This is a genomic window from Pantoea sp. MBD-2R, from assembly GCF_039134845.1.
Lineage (GTDB): Bacteria > Pseudomonadota > Gammaproteobacteria > Enterobacterales > Enterobacteriaceae > Erwinia.
On sequence record NZ_CP152417.1, the window covers coordinates 3,511,333 to 3,527,802 of the forward strand.

Annotated in this window: 20 protein-coding genes; 2 read left to right on the forward strand and 18 right to left on the reverse strand. The window is 51.0% G+C overall.

Translation table 11 applies throughout. From position 1 onward, the window contains the following. Nucleotides 1–3: 3 nt before the first annotated feature. The 7 genes from AAGQ96_RS16080 to AAGQ96_RS16110 all read right to left on the reverse strand — a co-directional run bounded on the left by AAGQ96_RS16080 (nt 4) and on the right by AAGQ96_RS16110 (nt 5,574). Nucleotides 4–549: a hypothetical protein gene (locus tag AAGQ96_RS16080; protein WP_147199270.1), complete on the reverse strand. Its 546-nt coding sequence runs from the start codon at nt 547–549 to the stop codon at nt 4–6. Between the two features lie 31 nt (nt 550–580). Continuing rightward, a complete protein-coding gene (locus AAGQ96_RS16085) occupies nt 581–898 on the reverse strand; it encodes a lysis system i-spanin subunit Rz (RefSeq protein ID WP_342754042.1) in 318 nt (105 codons plus the stop codon). A 199-nt stretch (nt 899–1,097) separates the two neighbouring features. Next, nucleotides 1,098–2,921 carry an amylovoran biosynthesis protein AmsF gene (locus AAGQ96_RS16090; protein WP_342754043.1) on the reverse strand — a complete coding sequence of 608 codons (1,824 nt, stop codon included), beginning with the start codon at nt 2,919–2,921 and terminating at the stop codon, nt 1,098–1,100. 52 nt (nt 2,922–2,973) lie between these two features. After that, a complete protein-coding gene (locus tag AAGQ96_RS16095; protein ID WP_342754044.1) occupies nt 2,974–3,411 on the reverse strand; it encodes a lysozyme in 438 nt (145 codons plus the stop codon). Beyond that, entirely contained in the window at nt 3,401–3,745 is a 345-nt protein-coding gene (locus AAGQ96_RS16100) for a phage holin family protein (protein ID WP_147199281.1), read from the reverse strand. The genes AAGQ96_RS16095 and AAGQ96_RS16100 overlap by 11 nt, the downstream gene beginning before the upstream one ends. A gap of 161 nt (nt 3,746–3,906) precedes the next feature. Continuing rightward, entirely contained in the window at nt 3,907–4,749 is an 843-nt protein-coding gene (locus AAGQ96_RS16105; RefSeq protein ID WP_342754045.1) for an alpha/beta hydrolase-fold protein, read from the reverse strand. 450 nt (nt 4,750–5,199) lie between these two features. Continuing rightward, a complete protein-coding gene (locus AAGQ96_RS16110; protein WP_147199287.1) occupies nt 5,200–5,574 on the reverse strand; it encodes an antiterminator Q family protein in 375 nt (124 codons plus the stop codon). A 174-nt stretch (nt 5,575–5,748) separates the two neighbouring features. On the opposite strand from AAGQ96_RS16110, the gene AAGQ96_RS16115 reads away from it, so the two are divergent. Then, complete coding sequence (locus tag AAGQ96_RS16115; RefSeq protein WP_342754046.1) at nt 5,749–6,414, forward strand: S24 family peptidase; 666 nt, start codon at nt 5,749–5,751, stop codon at nt 6,412–6,414. A gap of 84 nt (nt 6,415–6,498) precedes the next feature. Then, nucleotides 6,499–6,756, forward strand: coding sequence for a YfhL family 4Fe-4S dicluster ferredoxin (locus tag AAGQ96_RS16120; RefSeq protein ID WP_147199292.1), 258 nt, complete (start codon nt 6,499–6,501; stop codon nt 6,754–6,756). Between the two features lie 89 nt (nt 6,757–6,845). On the opposite strand, the gene acpS is transcribed toward AAGQ96_RS16120, so the two are convergent. The 11 genes from acpS to rpoE all read right to left on the reverse strand — a co-directional run bounded on the left by acpS (nt 6,846) and on the right by rpoE (nt 16,291). After that, nucleotides 6,846–7,226, reverse strand: a complete 381-nt coding sequence (gene acpS, locus AAGQ96_RS16125; protein ID WP_147199294.1) for a holo-ACP synthase — start codon at nt 7,224–7,226, stop codon at nt 6,846–6,848. Then, entirely contained in the window at nt 7,226–7,957 is a 732-nt protein-coding gene (gene pdxJ / locus AAGQ96_RS16130; protein ID WP_342754047.1) for a pyridoxine 5'-phosphate synthase, read from the reverse strand. Before pdxJ ends, acpS begins: the two co-directional genes overlap by 1 nt. A gap of 74 nt (nt 7,958–8,031) precedes the next feature. Further along, the gene (recO, locus tag AAGQ96_RS16135) at nt 8,032–8,766 is read right to left on the reverse strand and encodes a DNA repair protein RecO (RefSeq protein WP_147200660.1); all 735 of its coding nucleotides are present in this window, start codon (nt 8,764–8,766) and stop codon (nt 8,032–8,034) included. Between the two features lie 5 nt (nt 8,767–8,771). Then, a complete protein-coding gene (gene era / locus AAGQ96_RS16140) occupies nt 8,772–9,677 on the reverse strand; it encodes a GTPase Era (protein ID WP_147199298.1) in 906 nt (301 codons plus the stop codon). Continuing rightward, complete coding sequence (rnc, locus tag AAGQ96_RS16145; RefSeq protein WP_342754048.1) at nt 9,674–10,354, reverse strand: ribonuclease III; 681 nt, start codon at nt 10,352–10,354, stop codon at nt 9,674–9,676. Before rnc ends, era begins: the two co-directional genes overlap by 4 nt. A 131-nt stretch (nt 10,355–10,485) precedes the next feature. Beyond that, the gene (gene lepB, locus AAGQ96_RS16150; protein WP_147199301.1) at nt 10,486–11,439 is read right to left on the reverse strand and encodes a signal peptidase I; all 954 of its coding nucleotides are present in this window, start codon (nt 11,437–11,439) and stop codon (nt 10,486–10,488) included. A 25-nt stretch (nt 11,440–11,464) separates the two neighbouring features. Further along, nucleotides 11,465–13,264: a translation elongation factor 4 gene (lepA, locus tag AAGQ96_RS16155; protein WP_342754049.1), complete on the reverse strand. Its 1,800-nt coding sequence runs from the start codon at nt 13,262–13,264 to the stop codon at nt 11,465–11,467. A gap of 356 nt (nt 13,265–13,620) precedes the next feature. Beyond that, nucleotides 13,621–14,085 carry a SoxR-reducing system protein RseC gene (rseC, locus tag AAGQ96_RS16160; RefSeq protein ID WP_147199305.1) on the reverse strand — a complete coding sequence of 155 codons (465 nt, stop codon included), beginning with the start codon at nt 14,083–14,085 and terminating at the stop codon, nt 13,621–13,623. Then, nucleotides 14,082–15,035: a sigma-E factor regulatory protein RseB gene (rseB, locus tag AAGQ96_RS16165; RefSeq protein WP_342754050.1), complete on the reverse strand. Its 954-nt coding sequence runs from the start codon at nt 15,033–15,035 to the stop codon at nt 14,082–14,084. Before rseB ends, rseC begins: the two co-directional genes overlap by 4 nt. Beyond that, the gene (rseA, locus tag AAGQ96_RS16170) at nt 15,035–15,685 is read right to left on the reverse strand and encodes an anti-sigma-E factor RseA (RefSeq protein ID WP_147199309.1); all 651 of its coding nucleotides are present in this window, start codon (nt 15,683–15,685) and stop codon (nt 15,035–15,037) included. The genes rseB and rseA overlap by 1 nt, the downstream gene beginning before the upstream one ends. Nucleotides 15,686–15,715: 30 nt before the next feature. Then, nucleotides 15,716–16,291, reverse strand: a complete 576-nt coding sequence (gene rpoE, locus AAGQ96_RS16175) for an RNA polymerase sigma factor RpoE (protein WP_147199310.1) — start codon at nt 16,289–16,291, stop codon at nt 15,716–15,718. Between the last annotated feature and the right edge of the window lie 179 nt (nt 16,292–16,470).

Genomic DNA, 16,470 nt, shown 5'->3' on the forward strand with positions numbered 1-16,470 from the left:
CTTTTATTCTCCAAAAAAGTTAACGGGTGCTTCCACCAGTGTATTAATTCCGTATAGACGGATGACTTTACGAACCAGATTTACCGTCAAATCATAACGGCGAGTTTTTACGTCATTAACGACATCAATAACGGTCGTTATTTCACTGCAGCTCTGAATATTCAGTGCGTGAACGTTTAATTCTTCTCTGTTTTGTGACAGCTCACTGCCATCACGGAATCGCGTGGCATATTTCTGGGCGGAAGGGCCATAAAAATGCAGTACGCATTGAATGATTTCTTCACGCCATAATTCGCTATTTTCCTCCTGCTGATGAGTAATAACCGGCGCGCCTGCGGCGGATATTTGCATAATGATAAAAGAGCAGCCTGATTCATCGGTTTGCCACGATGGCGGTTCGCTGCCTTCAACCACGGCGACGCGGTTATCGGGTAAACCAGTTATGCCGAGGATCCCTTCTCTTATTTGCTCTTCCAGTAATGTGTCATAGGCCGGGGCGTCACTGACCGGCGTTAGCCAGCCAGCCGCTTTACTGCTGTTATCAGTCAAAGCACCTCCTTATTAATTTTGAAAACGGCTTTTATTTCAGGCACTGCTCGCGGATATAGCTCTGTAAACCGGCTATCTGGAGACGGGCAGTGTCGATCCTTTCTCTGAGAGTGAAATAATGCCGTTGAGCGGCGTCATTAAGTCTGGGGCGCTCTCCATCATCCACGCGGGCGGCGCGGGGACTGTTTGAGGGCGAGCAGCTGGCGGCGAGCTGCAACCTGCGCTGACCAGCAGCAACATCGTGCTCAAGCTGGCTAACCGTCGCCGCCGCTTTTTGCCGTTGTTCAGCATATTTTTTATCAAGAGAGGCCACCTCCTTTAGCCGATACTGAATATCTGTCAGCTGCACCTGCTGCTGTTTAAGCTGCGCTTGTGCAGTGAGATATTGCGAGTGGTAATAGAATGCGGCTTTTATTAATACCGCAAAGCAAAGAAGTAAAAATATAAAGCCGATCCAAAGGACTTTAGCGCTCAGTCATTTTCTCCTTTTTTCCTGTTAATAAAATTGGTACGGCTGGATATCCGCTACGGTTTTCCAGATTCAACAATCAGAAATAAGCAAGCTTGCGGTTTACGCCGTTAATTTTAACGGTAATGTAACCGGCAGGTGCCGCTGAAGCAGCCGGAGCATCCGCTACCTCACTGGCTAATGTCACCACACCGCTGTCGAAGCCGATACCTGCCGCGCCATTGTGATAATTCATCACCGTGGAGAGGGTGACGCGGTTTTTAGTATCCAAATCAGTGACTTCTGAGAAGTCGGCGCTGAAAAGTGAGCATTCTCCCGCTTCAAAACGCGTCGGTCCGTTGGATTTGAGGTTTACCACCACGTCGCCACACTGTGCCTTGAGCTTAATCCATGCTTCGCCATACGATCCGTTGCTATTACTGGTGGAGCGGACGAGGCAATCAATGACGCCTGAATCACCTTCATAATGCACGTTGCCTCCCACCGAACTGGCACCGCGATATAAATTGAGATAGGCCTTGCCGCACACGTTGGTCAGTAGCGGCGCGGCTGCCGGTGAGGTCGCGGTATCGCGCAGCGCTTTGCCATGCATCTCGATATGCCAGTGCTGGTTCGCATTCGGGAAAAAGAATTTGCCGACGCGGAACCATTTATCTTCCGTTGAGGTATTACTGACGCGATAGCCCGAATACCAGCCCGCTTTCATCGAGCCAGTCATTACCGTGCCGTAGTTTTCATCGCGTCGCCAGCCCTGGTCGAAACCGGAAAGCCAGGCGGTGCCGGTTTTGGTCATATCCACGGTGGCACCGCTTTGCAAACTCAGGGCACGGATAAGGGCTTTGGTATAATTCAGCTTTAAAGGATTATCGGAAGATTCAATACTCAGACCATCAATAATCCACTGGCCGTTGCTTAAATCGCCCGGGTATCGCGTGTGCTCAATCCAGACATTACGTATTAAGCCCTGAGTCATGCGCGGCATGTAAAGCGTCGCATCCGCATAGCCAAGCTGGAAGTTTGCGTTAGTGAGTTCTACCGCTGTTGAATGATCCCACTTACCGATCACGGAATCTGACCACTGGATATCAAAAACCCGGGCGTAGGTGGTGTTGGTATAAATCTGGTCGAGTTTTGTATCCAGCGTATCCAACAATTTAAACGCCGAGCCGCCGATGTTTTCGATGCGACAGCAGGTAATATTAACAAACTCCCCTTCAATCACCGTATTTTCAAAAAATGGCTGGGTATTGCTGACCATTGCCGGGGTGATGACATCGGTGTTAGTCGTGACGTCGGCAGTCGCCTGACCATCCCAGAAAATACCGCGGATCGCCGTACGGCGCGCATTGACCTTAAACACCGTTGAAGTGGATTTGTCGGAGACAATAATGGTGCGTGGCGAAACGCCATATTCGCAATCATCACCGTACAGTGAGAAATAGTTGATTTCGTCGTCGCTGGTTAAATCTACCGGGTTAACGATAAACTTCCCGGCCGGGAAACGAATGCCCAAGCCATGTAGCGGATTCTTTTTTACATTGCTGACCGGAGAAGAAAATCCCTGGGCCCATTTAAACATGCTAATGCAGGCAGCCTGGTTTACCGTTCCGTTGTCGGCATCAAAATTGGTGTCGCCGCGCAGACGCTTGCCGCCGAAGTGATAGATGTTAATGGCATTAACGTCATCAATAATGCGCTTCCAGTAATAACCGCCTCCGGTAGCAACAGCGACAGTACCGCTATCATCGTTCGATGAACTGTATGATGCATCGATAAAGCCGACAAAACGCCCGCCGCCCTGGAAAGTGGCGTCGCCGTCGTAATAGCGTTTCAACATCGCGATTTCGCCCGAAGCGGACGGTTTTGTGGTGCGTAATTGTGCAAATGAATTGACTTCAATCATCTTTATTCCTTTCAATTAATAGTTGTATGATCCCGATAGTTTTTTATTACCGTCACGACATAAAAAGCGCATATTCGCGTCGCCTGCGAGGCAGTAAAGCAGCTGAATCTTTTCCCGCCCGCTTCCACATCAGCATGGCTTCGGCAGCCTCTTTATAGTCTGAACGGTTTACTCGTTGTAGTACGGTTGAAGAAATAAAAGCCCTGGCGCCAATATTGAAAACCAAACTGCATAAGGCATCATATTGATTCTGCGTGAGCGTGACCCTGACGTTATTATTAATGGTGCGCTGCACCCAGCCTAAGTCCTGAGTAAGCAATTGATCCGACGTTTCAGCGGTGATGCTCATGCCAGCAGTAACCGGATTATCGCCAACGTTTCCTGTATGCCCCACGCCTATGGTGGGAATACCACGGCTATCGAGATAGGCCGTTAATTTTTGACCCTCCTCGCGTTTAATAAATTCTTTGCCATTACGGCTAAGTTCCATCCATACCTCCTGTTTTACGAGAGATCCACCAGCGTAATTTTTCGCTGATATAATCGTTACCTATATAGCCAATATAAACGGCTAAGACCTGAGCCGCAGCATCAGGGACATTCCAGTGAAGCAGTGCGCCAACAACCTGAAGCGTGGGTGCCGCAAAGAATGCCAGCGCGCTGCATGAAACAGCATCGAGTGCCCGTTTGCTCCAGGGACTTTTTGCACAGGCACTGCGTAAAAGGGAAAACATGCCTGCGATACCGGCATAACCCCATTCAGTTTTATGACTATAGAGCCATAGCATTACGCTGGCCCAGAAACCAGGTTCTTGTGGAAACATGCTTATATTTCTCATCGTGGGATGGGTGATGATTGTTTTTACTGCCGGGTTTACGGCATATTGACTCTGACAAAGGCACTCACCGAATGCCTTTTCGCAGAGGAAATCAAACCAGTGTTACCCCGAAGGTATTGCCCACAACGGAAATGTTATTATTCGTGCTAGAGCCCATCATTTTGAGGTTTCTGACCTGCAATAATATTAGCTATTTTTGCATAATCCTTAATTACCCCACCATGACGACGGCCCGGACAAAAAATAAAATCACATCGCTGTTCGTTACTGATTAAGCGCACAGCAAGATTACGACACCGCAGTTGTGCATCGGCATTGATCATTTCAATTCGTTCTTTCTCTGCTTCATTCGAGTAGGGGGAGACGATTTCTTCATATTCACCAATCATCAGCGCTAAAACATTAATGCTGGCATCAAGTTGCAACTGACCCTGTGGAATAAGAATCCCTTTACCCCACCAGATTGAAGGACTTGCCGCAACGTAATTTTGAAACGTCTGTGGATGATTTAGCGCAACATACAGCGCAAACATTCCGCCATAAGAGTGCCCGCTCAGCGTTTGTTTTTCAGTATCGATATCAAACTCACTGTTTATCCAGGGTATAACGCATTGCGAAATAAACTGATAGAAATTTTCCGCCCCGCCGCCCTGAGCATATTCTTCCCCTTCTGCCGGGATGGTATAGTCTTTAGCGCGTGCCACCAGCGGGTCAACGCCATCCTGATAGCCAATCCCTACATATAAAATGCTGGCACCGTCAGTTTCATTATTGTTTTGCAACATCACGTCTGACTGGGTATTGGCATCCAGGTAATAGAGTGGCTGAAACAGATCGCTATGTTGTTTATTATAAGAAATAAACAGCCTGTACTTTTGGTCGTTATAGTCAAAATCTTTAGTTTGAGAAATCATCTTACTTTTCATTAATGCCTCACTTTTTGCAGGTTGTGTTTGGGATCCCTTGGATTCCGTATTGTTTTTAGGCATAAAAAAACCTCGCATTTGCGAGGCTTTTTATCATGCATTTAATTTTATTGACGAGGCTTACTGTTTATCAATTGTTTATTTCATGCTGCTACATTACGACTTAAAATTCGTTACGAAAAGCACTTTCTCAATTTTTTTTCACAAGATTTTATAGTCTGTTAATCAACCATAAAACGCGCAATAAAAAACGCACGCCATAACTGGTATGGCGTGCGATTAATGAATCACTACGTTGTTGATGCAAATCTCATGCTACTAAGTTACTTGATCAATTTCGTAACGAAAAGCCTTTTCATATTAAATTTTGAAAATTTTTTTCATCTGTATTTTTATCGAAAATGCACATATGTAATCGCTCTTACAAGCATCTTTCTGCTACCTGAGCAACAAGGAGAGTTATTAATCCCTATAAGGATTTTTTTTCATTATGGAAAGTTCGATGCTGATGCATTATACCCAGGCATCCATTTCTAATTCGGCATCACTCATAATAATACAGGCGTCAATAAAGGTTTCGGCAATCATTAGCTGGTTTCTTATTTTGCCTTCAGAACATTTCTTTTTGCGGGCAATGGCAGACTTTGAGAGGTTATAAAAATAGTGCAGCATTATCAGCTCAACTTCTTCACTGCGCCCGACTTTATTCAGCTTTGCAATGGCGGAATCTACGATCGTACCGTCATTATCACAACAGGAAAGTCGGCTTCGCCGCTCGTCGGGTAGCAACCCTTTAAAACCCGCTGCAACTGGAGACCAGTCCAGCTGTGTACCTTCGGCCGCAGCCCAGCCACCCCACCGTTCCAACACTTTTTGTATATCGCGCATTCATTGACCTCCTTTCAGATTGAGTTGGGTATCGCCGTCATGCAATGGCGACATGACATACATTACAAGCTATACTAAAATGCATTATTCATCAATTCAAAAACGCTTTAACAATGCAAAAACGCATTAAAACGAGGCTAATCATACCGACAGGGTAAAAAAATGATCTTTGACATGGAAATTTTTAACAGTAATATCAAATACTTGATGGAAAGAGATGAGATTAGTAGCGTCACTGAACTGGCAAAAAAAGTGAATTTACAGCAGTCCACGCTGCATCGGCTGCTGACGGGTGAAGTCAAAGATCCTAAGTACACCACGTTGAAAAGCCTGGCCGATTACTTTCACATCTCGACTCTCGACCTGACAGAACACAGTCTGGAAGCGGGACAGAGCCAGGCGTCGATAGAAAACGCAGCGGGTTTTCAGGCGGTGACGTTGCACAAAGTGCCCGTATTAGGAAATACACAACTTGGCCATGGCGGCTACTGGAGCGATATGCAATACCCTGTTGGTAATGGAGATGGTTTTTTGCGCTGGCCCTCGGGCGATCATGAAGTTTATGCGCTAAAGTGCGTGGGTGATTCGATGATGCCGCGTATTAAGGAAGGGGAATTTGTTATCGTTGAGCCAAACCAGAGTTTTCATCCGGGCGATGAAGTCCTGGTAGTGACTAACAACGGCGAGGTGATGGTTAAAACGTATCTGTTTAAGCGGGATGGTTTTTATCACCTTTTACCGGTGAACGAAGATCATGCACCGATCCGCATTGCCGTGCAGGACGTGACGAAAATGCAGTATGTTGCCGGGATCGCCAAATCCTCTTTGTGGCATCCGTGAGGATCGGTTGCGGAAAGCGATATTGGGAATAGCAGGCCATTATGGTAAATTACGCCCCTTCTTCTTCTGAGGGTATTTCTCAATATGGCTTTACTGATCACCAAACGCTGTATCAATTGCGATATGTGCGAGCCTGAATGCCCCAACCAGGCCATCTCCATGGGCGATGAGATTTATCAGATTGATGCTAACCGCTGCACAGAGTGCGTGGGCCATTACGATACTCCCACCTGTCAGCAGGTTTGCCCTATCGACAACACCATCGTGACCGACCCGGCGCATATTGAAAGCAATGAGCTGCTGTGGGAAAAGTTTGTCGTTCTGCATCACGCCGTATCCTGAACAGACATGGCCGTGGCGCTCATGGTGAAATGCCTGGCGGGCGAATAGCACAGAACTAAAAGAGCGAAATCGCTTTCGCCCTCTTCACTTCAGCTTTCGATAATCACGGTTGCGCAGGCATAGTGTCGTTCATCCGCCAGCGTAACATGAACGCTTACCACACCCAGCTTCCTGGCCACTTCAGCCGCCTGCTGAAAAAAACGCAGGCCGGGCTTGCCCAACTCATCGTTATAAACTTCAAACTGATTAAAGGCCAGTCCGCCACGGATGCCGGTGCCAAAGGCTTTGGCTGCTGCCTCTTTGACCGCAAAACGTTTGGACAAAAAACGCACCGGCTGCTGATGTTTCTGGTACTGCGACCATTCGTTTTCACTCAGCACACGCTTTGCCAGCCTGTCGCCGGAACGGGAAATCACCCCTTCGATACGGGCGATTTCCACGATGTCGGTGCCAAGACCGAGGATAGCCATTAGCGACGCGCTTCCCGCATAAGGGCTTTCATTTCGCTAACGGCATCCGCCAGGCCGCTCATCACCGCCCGGCCAATAATGGCGTGGCCGATATTGAGCTCGTGCATTTGCGGCAGCGCAGCGATGGGCTGCACATTGTGGTAGGTCAGGCCGTGACCCGCATTCACCTTCAGGCCTTTGCCAGCAGCATAGACGGCAGCATCTTTAATGCGTCTGAATTCGGCATCGCGTTCCCGTCCTTCTTCCGCTTCAGCATAGGCACCGGTATGAATTTCGATATAAGGTGCGCCAGATGCCAGCGCGGCATCAATTTGCTGATGGTCGGGATCGATAAACAGGGAAACCTGAATGCCCACTTCTTTCAGACGTGATACGGCTACGGTGATTTTTTCCAGCTGGCCGGCCACGTCCAGCCCGCCTTCCGTCGTGACTTCCTCACGTTTTTCCGGCACCAGGCAGCAAAAATGCGGTTTGATCTCGCAGGCGATATCGATCATCTCATCGGTGACGGCCATCTCAAGATTCATACGGGTCTGAATAGTCTGGCGCAGGATACGCACATCGCGATCGGTGATGTGGCGGCGGTCTTCACGCAGATGAACGGTGATACCATCGGCACCCGCCTGCTCAGAGACAAACGCGGCCTGGACCGGATCGGGATAATGAGTGCCGCGTGCATTACGCACGGTCGCAACGTGGTCGATATTAACGCCTAACAGTAACTCAGCCATGACGGTCCTCAGAATTATGCATCGTCTTTACAGTGTACCTCTTTCCGCGCGTTCACCGGAATGGGCCTGCTCGATTACTCAGCGACTGGCGGCGTATTTGCGCGTTTTTTCGGCACAAACTGGCGAAAAAGTTCCTGACTCTTGAGCGGTTTACCGCCCAGATAAGGCTTCAGGGCCATGCGGGTAAACCGTTTTGCTGCCCGCAGCGTATCGACATCGGGAAAAGTACGTTCTTCCAGCGCACGCAGCTGACGACCGGTAAACGTTTTATGGCCCGTCACCAGGCTGGCAATAAAGCCTTTTTCTTCCCGATAGCTGTAGGTCATTTCATCCGCCACTTCTTCTCCGCTTCCGGCGCAATGCAGAAAATCCACGCCGTAGCCAAGATGGCCAAGCATCGCCAGCTCAAAACGGCGTAACGCGGGTTCAGGCGAGCCTTCGGCGGCTGCCAGTGCCTGAATGCAGTGCAGATAATCAAAGAAGAGTTCAGTAAATGCGGTTTCCTGCTCCAGGACGCGGGCCAATAGTTCGTTAACGTACAGGCCGCAGTAGAGCGTGATACCAGAAAGAGGAAGCGCAAGAGAGATAGGTTCGGCACCGCGCAGGGTTTTCACCTCGCCACGCCCGCCCCAGCGAACCAGCAGCGGCGTAAAGGGTTGCAAAGCGCCTTTCAGGCTGGAGCGCTTGCTGCGGGCGCCTTTAGCCAGCACCCGAATTCGACCGTAGTTTTCAGAAAAGAGATCGAGCAGAAGGCTGGTTTCGCTGTAAGGGCGTCCATGCAGGACGAATGCGCGTTGCCAGCCTTCCATCACGATTAGAGGTCGTCTACATAGCCCAGGCTACGCAGAGCACGTTCATCATCTGCCCAGCCGGACTTCACTTTCACCCACAGTTCAAGATGCACTTTTGCTTCGAACATCTCTTCCATGTCTTTACGCGCTTCAATACCGATGGTTTTGATCTTGGCGCCTTTATTGCCAATCACCATTTTCTTCTGGCCTTCACGCTCAACCAGAATCAAACCGTGGATGTCGTAACCACCGCGTTCGTTCGTCACAAAACGCTCGATTTCAACCGTCACGGAATACGGCAGCTCGGCACCAAGGAAACGCATCAGCTTTTCACGGATCATTTCTGAAGCCATAAAACGCTGTGAGCGATCGGTGATGTAGTCTTCCGGGAAGTGATGTACCGCTTCCGGCAGGCGCTTACGCACGATGCTGGCGATGGTATCAACGTTTTTACCGCTTTCAGCTGAGATCGGCACCACGTCCATAAAGTTCATCTGCTGGCTCAGGAACTGCATATGCGGCAGCAGAACGCTTTTATCAGTAATGTTATCCACTTTGTTGATCGCTAACAGCACCGGCACTTTGCCGTCTTTCAGCTTGTTCAACACCATTTCATCGTCAGCGGTCCAGCGCGTGCCGTCCACAACGAAAATCACCAGCTCAACGTCGCCGATAGAGCTGCTGGCTGCACGGTTCATCAGGCGGTTAATTGCCCGCTTTTCTTCCATATGCAGGCCGGGGGTATCCACATAAATGGCCTGGTATTCGCCTTCGGTGTGGATGCCCATAATACGGTGACGCGTAGTTTGCGGCTTACGCGAGGTGATCGAGATCTTCTGCCCCAGAAGCTGGTTCAGCAGTGTGGATTTCCCGACGTTTGGGCGGCCTACGATAGCAATAAAGCCGCAATGGGTGGTTTGTTCGCTCATTCAAGTCCCAGCTTAATCAGCGCCTGTTCGGCCGCTGCCTGCTCAGCTTTACGGCGGCTGGAGCCGGTTCCAACAACCGGATCTGCCATGCCGCTTACCTGGCAGTGGATAGTAAATTCCTGGTCATGCGCTTCGCCACGCACCTGCACCACCAGATAGGAGGGCAGCGGCAAGTGACGACCCTGCAGATACTCCTGCAGACGCGTTTTTGGATCTTTCTGTTTGTCACCTGGGCTGATCTGCTCAAGACGACTGGCGTACCAGTTGAGGATCAGCTGCTCCACTGTCTGGATATCGCTATCCAGGAAAACGCCACCAATCAGCGCTTCGACAGTATCGGCCAGGATGGACTCACGACGATAACCGCCGCTTTTTAATTCGCCTGGTCCAAGGCGCAGGCATTCACCCAGATCGAACTCGCGGGCCATCTCGGCCAGCGTGTTGCCGCGCACCAGCGTGGCGCGCATCCGGCTCATATCCCCTTCATCCACGCGAGGAAAACGGTGGTAAAGCGCGTTAGCGATCACGTAGCTGAGGATAGAATCGCCCAGGAATTCCAATCTTTCGTTGTGTTTACTGCTGGCGCTGCGGTGAGTGAGCGCCTGCTGCAACAGTTCCTGATGGGTAAAAGTGTAGCCCAACTTCCGCTGGAGCCTGTTAATTACGATGGGGTTCATGTGTTACCAATATCTGAATGCGTCAATTATGCTGCACACGGAACAGGGCTGGACGCGCCAACACGAGACTGTTTCGTGTGCAGTGGCCTCCGCAAGGAGACCACCCGTTTAGCTATAGCGTCAGAACGCTATTAATGAATACCGCCAATGCGGCTCAGGCGAACGCCGGTTGGCCATTGCCCTTCCTGCTTTTCAAAGCTCATCCAGATGGCGGTGGCTTTACCGACCAGATTTTTCTCCGGTACAAAGCCCCAGTAACGACTGTCCGCGCTGTTATCGCGGTTGTCGCCCATCATGAAATACATTCCGTCAGGAACAACCCAGGTAGATTGCGGCTGGCCCGGCTGCTGGTAATACGAGCTTGCCTGGCTCTGCGCCTGCGTGACCAACAGAATGCGGTGCGTCACGTCACCCAGCGTTTCATTACGGGTTGCCAGACGCAGGCCCCCGCGCAGTGTCTCGCCCTGCGGTTTTTGGTAGAAGCCGTTGCCCGCTTCGTTACCATCAAAACCGCTAAAGGTCTGAATAAAATCGCTCGGCTGCACGTCAGAATAGGTTACTGGCAGCGCCCGATTGCAATTTTCATCGGAAGCACAAGCTGGATTAATCGTTACGGTCTTGCTTTGCGGATCGTAAGTCACCCGATCGCCCGGCAAACCGACAACACGTTTAATATAATCCATGCTCGGATCTTTCGGATATTTAAACACCGCAATATCACCGCGCTGCGGATGACCGGTTGGGATCAGCGTCGTTTGCGTAATCGGATCTTTGATGCCGTAAGCAAATTTCTCAACCAGGATGAAATCACCAATCAGCAGCGTTGGCATCATCGATCCGGACGGGATCTGGAAAGGCTCGTAGATAAATGAACGCACCACGAACACCAGCAGCAGCACCGGAAATACCGATGCAGCCGTTTCGATCCAGCCTGGCTGCTCTTTTTTATCCGTCGTTCCTGCCTGCGCAGTCGCCTCAGCCCGTTTCGCTTTGCGGGCCGGAGCCCACTTAACTTTATCCACACACCAGATAATGCCGGTAATGAGCGTTGCTATCGCCAGTATCAGGGCGAACATATTAGCCATTCCAGTTCCCTCTTAGCCTAAGGTTTTATTTACTGTCTTTACCGACATGGAGAATGGCAAGGAACGCTTCCTGCGGCAGCTCAACGTTGCCGACCTGCTTCATGCGCTTCTTACCGTCTTTCTGTTTCTGTAACAGTTTTTTCTTACGGCTGACGTCGCCGCCGTAGCATTTCGCCAGGACGTTTTTACGCAGCTGCTTTACGGTGGAACGGGCAATAATGTGATTGCCGATAGCCGCCTGAATCGCGATATCAAACTGCTGACGCGGGATCAGGTCTTTCATCTTCTCAACCAGCTCACGGCCACGGTACGGCGCATTATCGTTGTGGGTGATCAGTGCCAGCGCATCAACGCGCTCGGAGTTAATCAACACATCGACACGCACCATGTTGGAAGCCTGGAAGCGTTTGAAGTTGTAATCCAGTGACGCATAGCCGCGTGAGGTGGATTTCAGACGGTCAAAGAAGTCGAGAACCACTTCCGCCATCGGGATTTCATAGGTCAGCGCCACCTGGTTACCGTGGTAAACCATGTTGGTCTGCACGCCACGTTTCTCGATACACAGGGTAATCACGTTGCCCAAAAACTCCTGCGGCAGCAGCATGTGACACTCGGCAATCGGCTCGCGCAGCTCTTCGATGTTGTTCAGCGGCGGTAGTTTGCCCGGGCTGTCAACGTAGACAACCTGTTTATCTGTCGTCACAACTTCATACACCACGGTCGGTGCGGTAGTGATCAGTTCGAGATCGTACTCACGCTCCAGACGCTCCTGAATGATCTCCATATGCAGCAGACCCAGGAAGCCACAGCGGAAACCGAAGCCCAGCGCGGTGGAGCTTTCTGGCTCATAGAACAGTGAGGCATCGTTCAGGCTCAGTTTGCCCAGCGCGTCGCGGAAGGCTTCATAGTCGTCAGAACTGATTGGGAACAGACCGGCGTAAACCTGCGGCTTCACTTTTTTAAAGCCCGGTAACGCTTTTTCGGCAGGGTTGCGCGCAAGCGTCAGCGTATCCCCTACCGGCGCGCCCAAAATATCTTTGATGGCGCAGACTAACCAGCCTACTTCACCACATTGCAATACGTCGCGATCGACACGTTTCGGCGTGAAAATACCCAGGCGGTCAGCATTGTAGACCTGGCCGGTACTCATCACCTTGATTTTTTCGCCTTTGCGCATCGTACCGTTTTTAATACGTACCAGCGAAACGACGCCCAGGTAGTTATCGAACCAGGAGTCGATGATCAGCGCCTGAAGCGGCCCTTCCGGATCGCCTTCCGGCGGCGGAATATCACGCACTAAACGTTCAAGCACGTCCGGTACGCCCACGCCCGTTTTCGCTGAGCAACGTACAGCATTGGTGGCGTCGATACCCACGATGTCTTCAATCTCCTGCGCAACGCGATCGGGATCGGCCGCAGGCAGATCGATCTTGTTCAGCACCGGTACCACTTCCAGATCCATTTCCATCGCGGTATAGCAGTTGGCCAGTGTCTGTGCTTCCACACCCTGCCCGGCGTCGACCACCAGCAGTGCACCTTCACAAGCCGCCAGCGAGCGCGAAACTTCATAGGAGAAGTCCACGTGGCCCGGGGTATCGATAAAATTGAGCTGGTAAGTTTCACCGTCCGGCGCGTGATAGTCGAGCGTTACGCTCTGCGCCTTAATGGTAATGCCGCGTTCACGTTCAAGATCCATGGAGTCCAGTACCTGGGCTGCCATTTCACGTTCGGTGAGGCCACCACAAATCTGAATCAAACGGTCAGAGAGCGTTGATTTGCCGTGGTCGATATGAGCGATGACAGAAAAGTTTCTTATATGCTTCATTTATATGAATATTTTCGCTTAAACGTTCGGTTTAGTTCTCGCGGTGGACACAGCTGTTAATACTTACTGCAATGTACCCGCCATCAATGAGCACGCATCTTACACTGTTAGCCCCCGTCACGAAAGAATTCACATACCTGGCCGCCATCAAATTCGCAACCGGGCATGTCCGTCGGACAAAAACGCCACTCACGTTCACTGTGGGACTGAAGAGAGAAAAATCCTTTCTCCGGGGCAATTAAAAGCGACAGATGCTATACGGTAATAAAGCGCTTACGCAGTTTCCGACAGCGATAGTGAGAGTCGGGAGAGGTTTAATAAGGAAACTCACCGTCGTCGGAACGACAGTGAGTCAATCAGGCATCCGTCTCAACGCGCAACGCGTCAGGCGGTAAGGCAACGCTCAAAATCACCGGCTGGAATGAAGCGGCTTTTGCCAGGTAGCTGGAAATCCCTTTAGCCACGATAAAACCGCCAATGCCACCGAGCAGCGCCCCCGCTGCCGCCGCCAGATCGCTGTGGAACAGCATCTGAAACAGGCCGGCAACCACAAACAGCCCCAACAGCGGCGTCATATAGACAAGCAGCGCTGAGCTGAGCAAACTTTTCTCTTCAATGCCAAGTTCAATACGCTGGCCGGGAGTGAGCGGTTCGGTGCTGGTGATTTTCATCACGTGGGCGTTTTTTGGCCCCAGCTTATTCAGCATATGGCTTCCACAGCCTTTACGCGCGGAGCAACTGCTGCACGAGGTTTTCAGTTCGGAATGCAGCGTGGCGACGCCGTTTTGCCAGGAGACCACAGTGGCCCATTCTCTCATCATTTTTTCGCACCTAATGTAATGCTGTCAGCGATTCGCTTGGCCGTTGATGGCGGAAGCTCGCCCACCACGGTAATTTCAGCATTATCGCGTATTACCGTCTCGACCGTACGACGCCCAGTGCGCAATAGCTGATTGGTGCTGTTTTTATCCGCCATGCTGACGTTAATGGAGAAGCTGAACAGGCCATCGGAGTACAGCCGTGACTCAACCGGCTTATTAAGTGAAGGAATTTGTCGGCGACTTTGTGTCACCTCCTTCATGCCGCCGGGCAGCCAGCCTGCTTTCCAGTTAAAGGTGACCTTGTCGCTGACCGGCACCGACAGTGAAGGCGGCAGACTGGCTTTTTCCAGGCTCTGCATCATTTTGCGGATGCCTTCGTCCACGGCAAAACTGACCACGCGATACTGTTCCAGCGTTTCACCGTCGCGGTCGAGTAAGTCAACGCGCAATGGCAACCTTGTCTCGCTATCCAGCCAGACAATATAGCTATAACGCGTGCCATCGCGGGCCACGATGCGGATCACCTCACACATCTGATCGGCAATGCGTGTCCGTCCAACCGGGACAAAGTCATAAATGGCAGACAGCTGCTTAAAGTCGGCGAAAACCAACGACGGCAAAGAGTCGACGATATGCTCACCAGCCAGCGTAAAAGGTTCCAGGCCCGGTTCAAAATAGCTGATTTCACTGCCGCGCTGAATTATCTCACGGCGCGGCCCGTCCATTTGCAGCAGCTGGGCATACACTTTGTTGTCCAGCACGGCATGACGAAAGCGTAAGGATTCGATCCCGAGCCTTGAGACGTTGATATAGGCGAGTTCGTAATTGAGTGACTGGCTGGCCTGCTCCATTTGTTGCAACAGCGCCCCGGAAGTGGTTTGCGCCGGGGCGAGCGTGGAGTACATCAGGCTGCCAGCCATAAGGCTGACGGCGCACCAAAGCTGCTTCATTACTGCTGCTGAATTCCTAACGACTGATTACCGGGAACCTGGACAGCGGCTTGCTGATCCGGGCTCTGCTCAAACTGCAGCCGATCGGAGTGCAAACGACGTTGCAATTCATAGTCCTGTAGCATTGCGTTCACGCGGCGACGCTGATCCTGCACCTGCTGTGGCGCGTTGCTGTTAGTCGCGCTTTCGGAAGGCACGCCAAGGCTGACAGGCGATGCCTGACCCATCATCGGCAGCGTATTGAACACCGGCGAATCTGACTGGCTCTGCCCTTCCTGCGGCTGGTTATAGTGCTGAACGCCGACGATAACCGCCAGAGAAACACAGGCCGCAACGCCAACCTGGGTAATCTGCGCAGCCCATGGGCGCACCTTGTGCCAGAACGGCATATTTCCATAGCGTTCCGGCGTTGGCTGCGCTTCAGGGATCAGCGGCGTGGTATTCTTCAATGGCTCATTTTCGATAGCGGCAGCCACACGGGCAGCAATATCGAAATGCATAACCTGTCCCACATCGCCGCGCAGGGTATCGCGAATCAGGTGATAGCTTTCCCAGTTTTTTTGCAGCGTCGCGTCTTCAGACAATGCGGTCAAAACTTCGTTATCCAAAGTTTCGCCGTCCATTAAAGCGGAAAGTTGTTCTTTCTGCATGCCTCAGTACCCTTCCTTTAGCCGCTATCGCTAGCGTTGGATAAGCGGTTGAATTTTATTATCAATGGCTTCGCGCGCGCGGAAAATACGGGAACGAACCGTACCGACCGGACACTCCATGATGGCGGCTATCTCTTCATAGCTCAGGCCATCCAGCTCCCTGAGAGTGATCGCCATACGCAGATCTTCAGGCAGCGTCTCGATGGTGCGAAAAACCATCTGTTTCAATTCTTCCGACAACATTAAGTTCTCAGGGTTCGAAATTTCTTTCAGTGCACCTGCACTTTCAAAGTTTTCCGCATCATTTGCATCCACATCGCTGGCGGGTGGACGACGCCCCTGAGCTACAAGGTAATTTTTGGCCGTATTGACGGCGATTCGGTAGAGCCAGGTATAAAAAGCGCTATCGCCACGGAAAGAGTCCAGCGCCCGATAGGCTTTAATAAATGATTCCTGCACTACATCAGGCACATCTCCTGAGGGAACATAGCGGGAAACCAGGCTCGCCACTTTATGCTGATAGCGTACTACCAGTAAATTGAACGATCGCTGATCTCCTTTCTGGACTCGCTCTACGAGAACCTGGTCCGTTAACTGCTCGCTCATCCGAGGTAATGTCTCCCCAAATCTTTATCCACGCGTTTAAGAACTAACCGCAATAACTCATACTTTTCGAGCAAGCATGCGCTCAGACTGATGATCATGAGTAAAGTTCCATTACGCCATTATATTTGTGATGTTGTGAAGGTAAGGATGGACCGGCGATTGTTGTTGTGCGTTATGAC

Excerpts from the sequence above, each read along its gene's own strand:
- AAGQ96_RS16110 (WP_147199287.1), bottom strand. The coding sequence starts at position 5,574 with ATGCGCGATATACAAAAAGTGTTGGAACGGTGGGGTGGCTGGGCTGCG.
- AAGQ96_RS16105 (WP_342754045.1), bottom strand. The coding sequence starts at position 4,749 with ATGCCTAAAAACAATACGGAATCCAAGGGATCCCAAACACAACCTGCA.
- pdxJ (WP_342754047.1), bottom strand. The coding sequence starts at position 7,957 with ATGGCTGAGTTACTGTTAGGCGTTAATATCGACCACGTTGCGACCGTG.
- era (WP_147199298.1), bottom strand. The coding sequence starts at position 9,677 with ATGAGCGAACAAACCACCCATTGCGGCTTTATTGCTATCGTAGGCCGC.
- rseC (WP_147199305.1), bottom strand. The coding sequence starts at position 14,085 with ATGATGAGAGAATGGGCCACTGTGGTCTCCTGGCAAAACGGCGTCGCC.
- AAGQ96_RS16115 (WP_342754046.1), top strand. The coding sequence starts at position 5,749 with ATGGAAATTTTTAACAGTAATATCAAATACTTGATGGAAAGAGATGAG.
- AAGQ96_RS16095 (WP_342754044.1), bottom strand. The coding sequence starts at position 3,411 with ATGGAACTTAGCCGTAATGGCAAAGAATTTATTAAACGCGAGGAGGGT.
- AAGQ96_RS16100 (WP_147199281.1), bottom strand. The coding sequence starts at position 3,745 with ATGTTTCCACAAGAACCTGGTTTCTGGGCCAGCGTAATGCTATGGCTC.
- recO (WP_147200660.1), bottom strand. The coding sequence starts at position 8,766 with ATGGAAGGCTGGCAACGCGCATTCGTCCTGCATGGACGCCCTTACAGC.
- rnc (WP_342754048.1), bottom strand. The coding sequence starts at position 10,354 with ATGAACCCCATCGTAATTAACAGGCTCCAGCGGAAGTTGGGCTACACT.
- lepB (WP_147199301.1), bottom strand. The coding sequence starts at position 11,439 with ATGGCTAATATGTTCGCCCTGATACTGGCGATAGCAACGCTCATTACC.
- AAGQ96_RS16120 (WP_147199292.1), top strand. The coding sequence starts at position 6,499 with ATGGCTTTACTGATCACCAAACGCTGTATCAATTGCGATATGTGCGAG.
- acpS (WP_147199294.1), bottom strand. The coding sequence starts at position 7,226 with ATGGCTATCCTCGGTCTTGGCACCGACATCGTGGAAATCGCCCGTATC.
- rseA (WP_147199309.1), bottom strand. The coding sequence starts at position 15,685 with ATGCAGAAAGAACAACTTTCCGCTTTAATGGACGGCGAAACTTTGGAT.
- AAGQ96_RS16090 (WP_342754043.1), bottom strand. The coding sequence starts at position 2,921 with ATGATTGAAGTCAATTCATTTGCACAATTACGCACCACAAAACCGTCC.
- rseB (WP_342754050.1), bottom strand. The coding sequence starts at position 15,035 with ATGAAGCAGCTTTGGTGCGCCGTCAGCCTTATGGCTGGCAGCCTGATG.
- rpoE (WP_147199310.1), bottom strand. The coding sequence starts at position 16,291 with ATGAGCGAGCAGTTAACGGACCAGGTTCTCGTAGAGCGAGTCCAGAAA.
- lepA (WP_342754049.1), bottom strand. The coding sequence starts at position 13,264 with ATGAAGCATATAAGAAACTTTTCTGTCATCGCTCATATCGACCACGGC.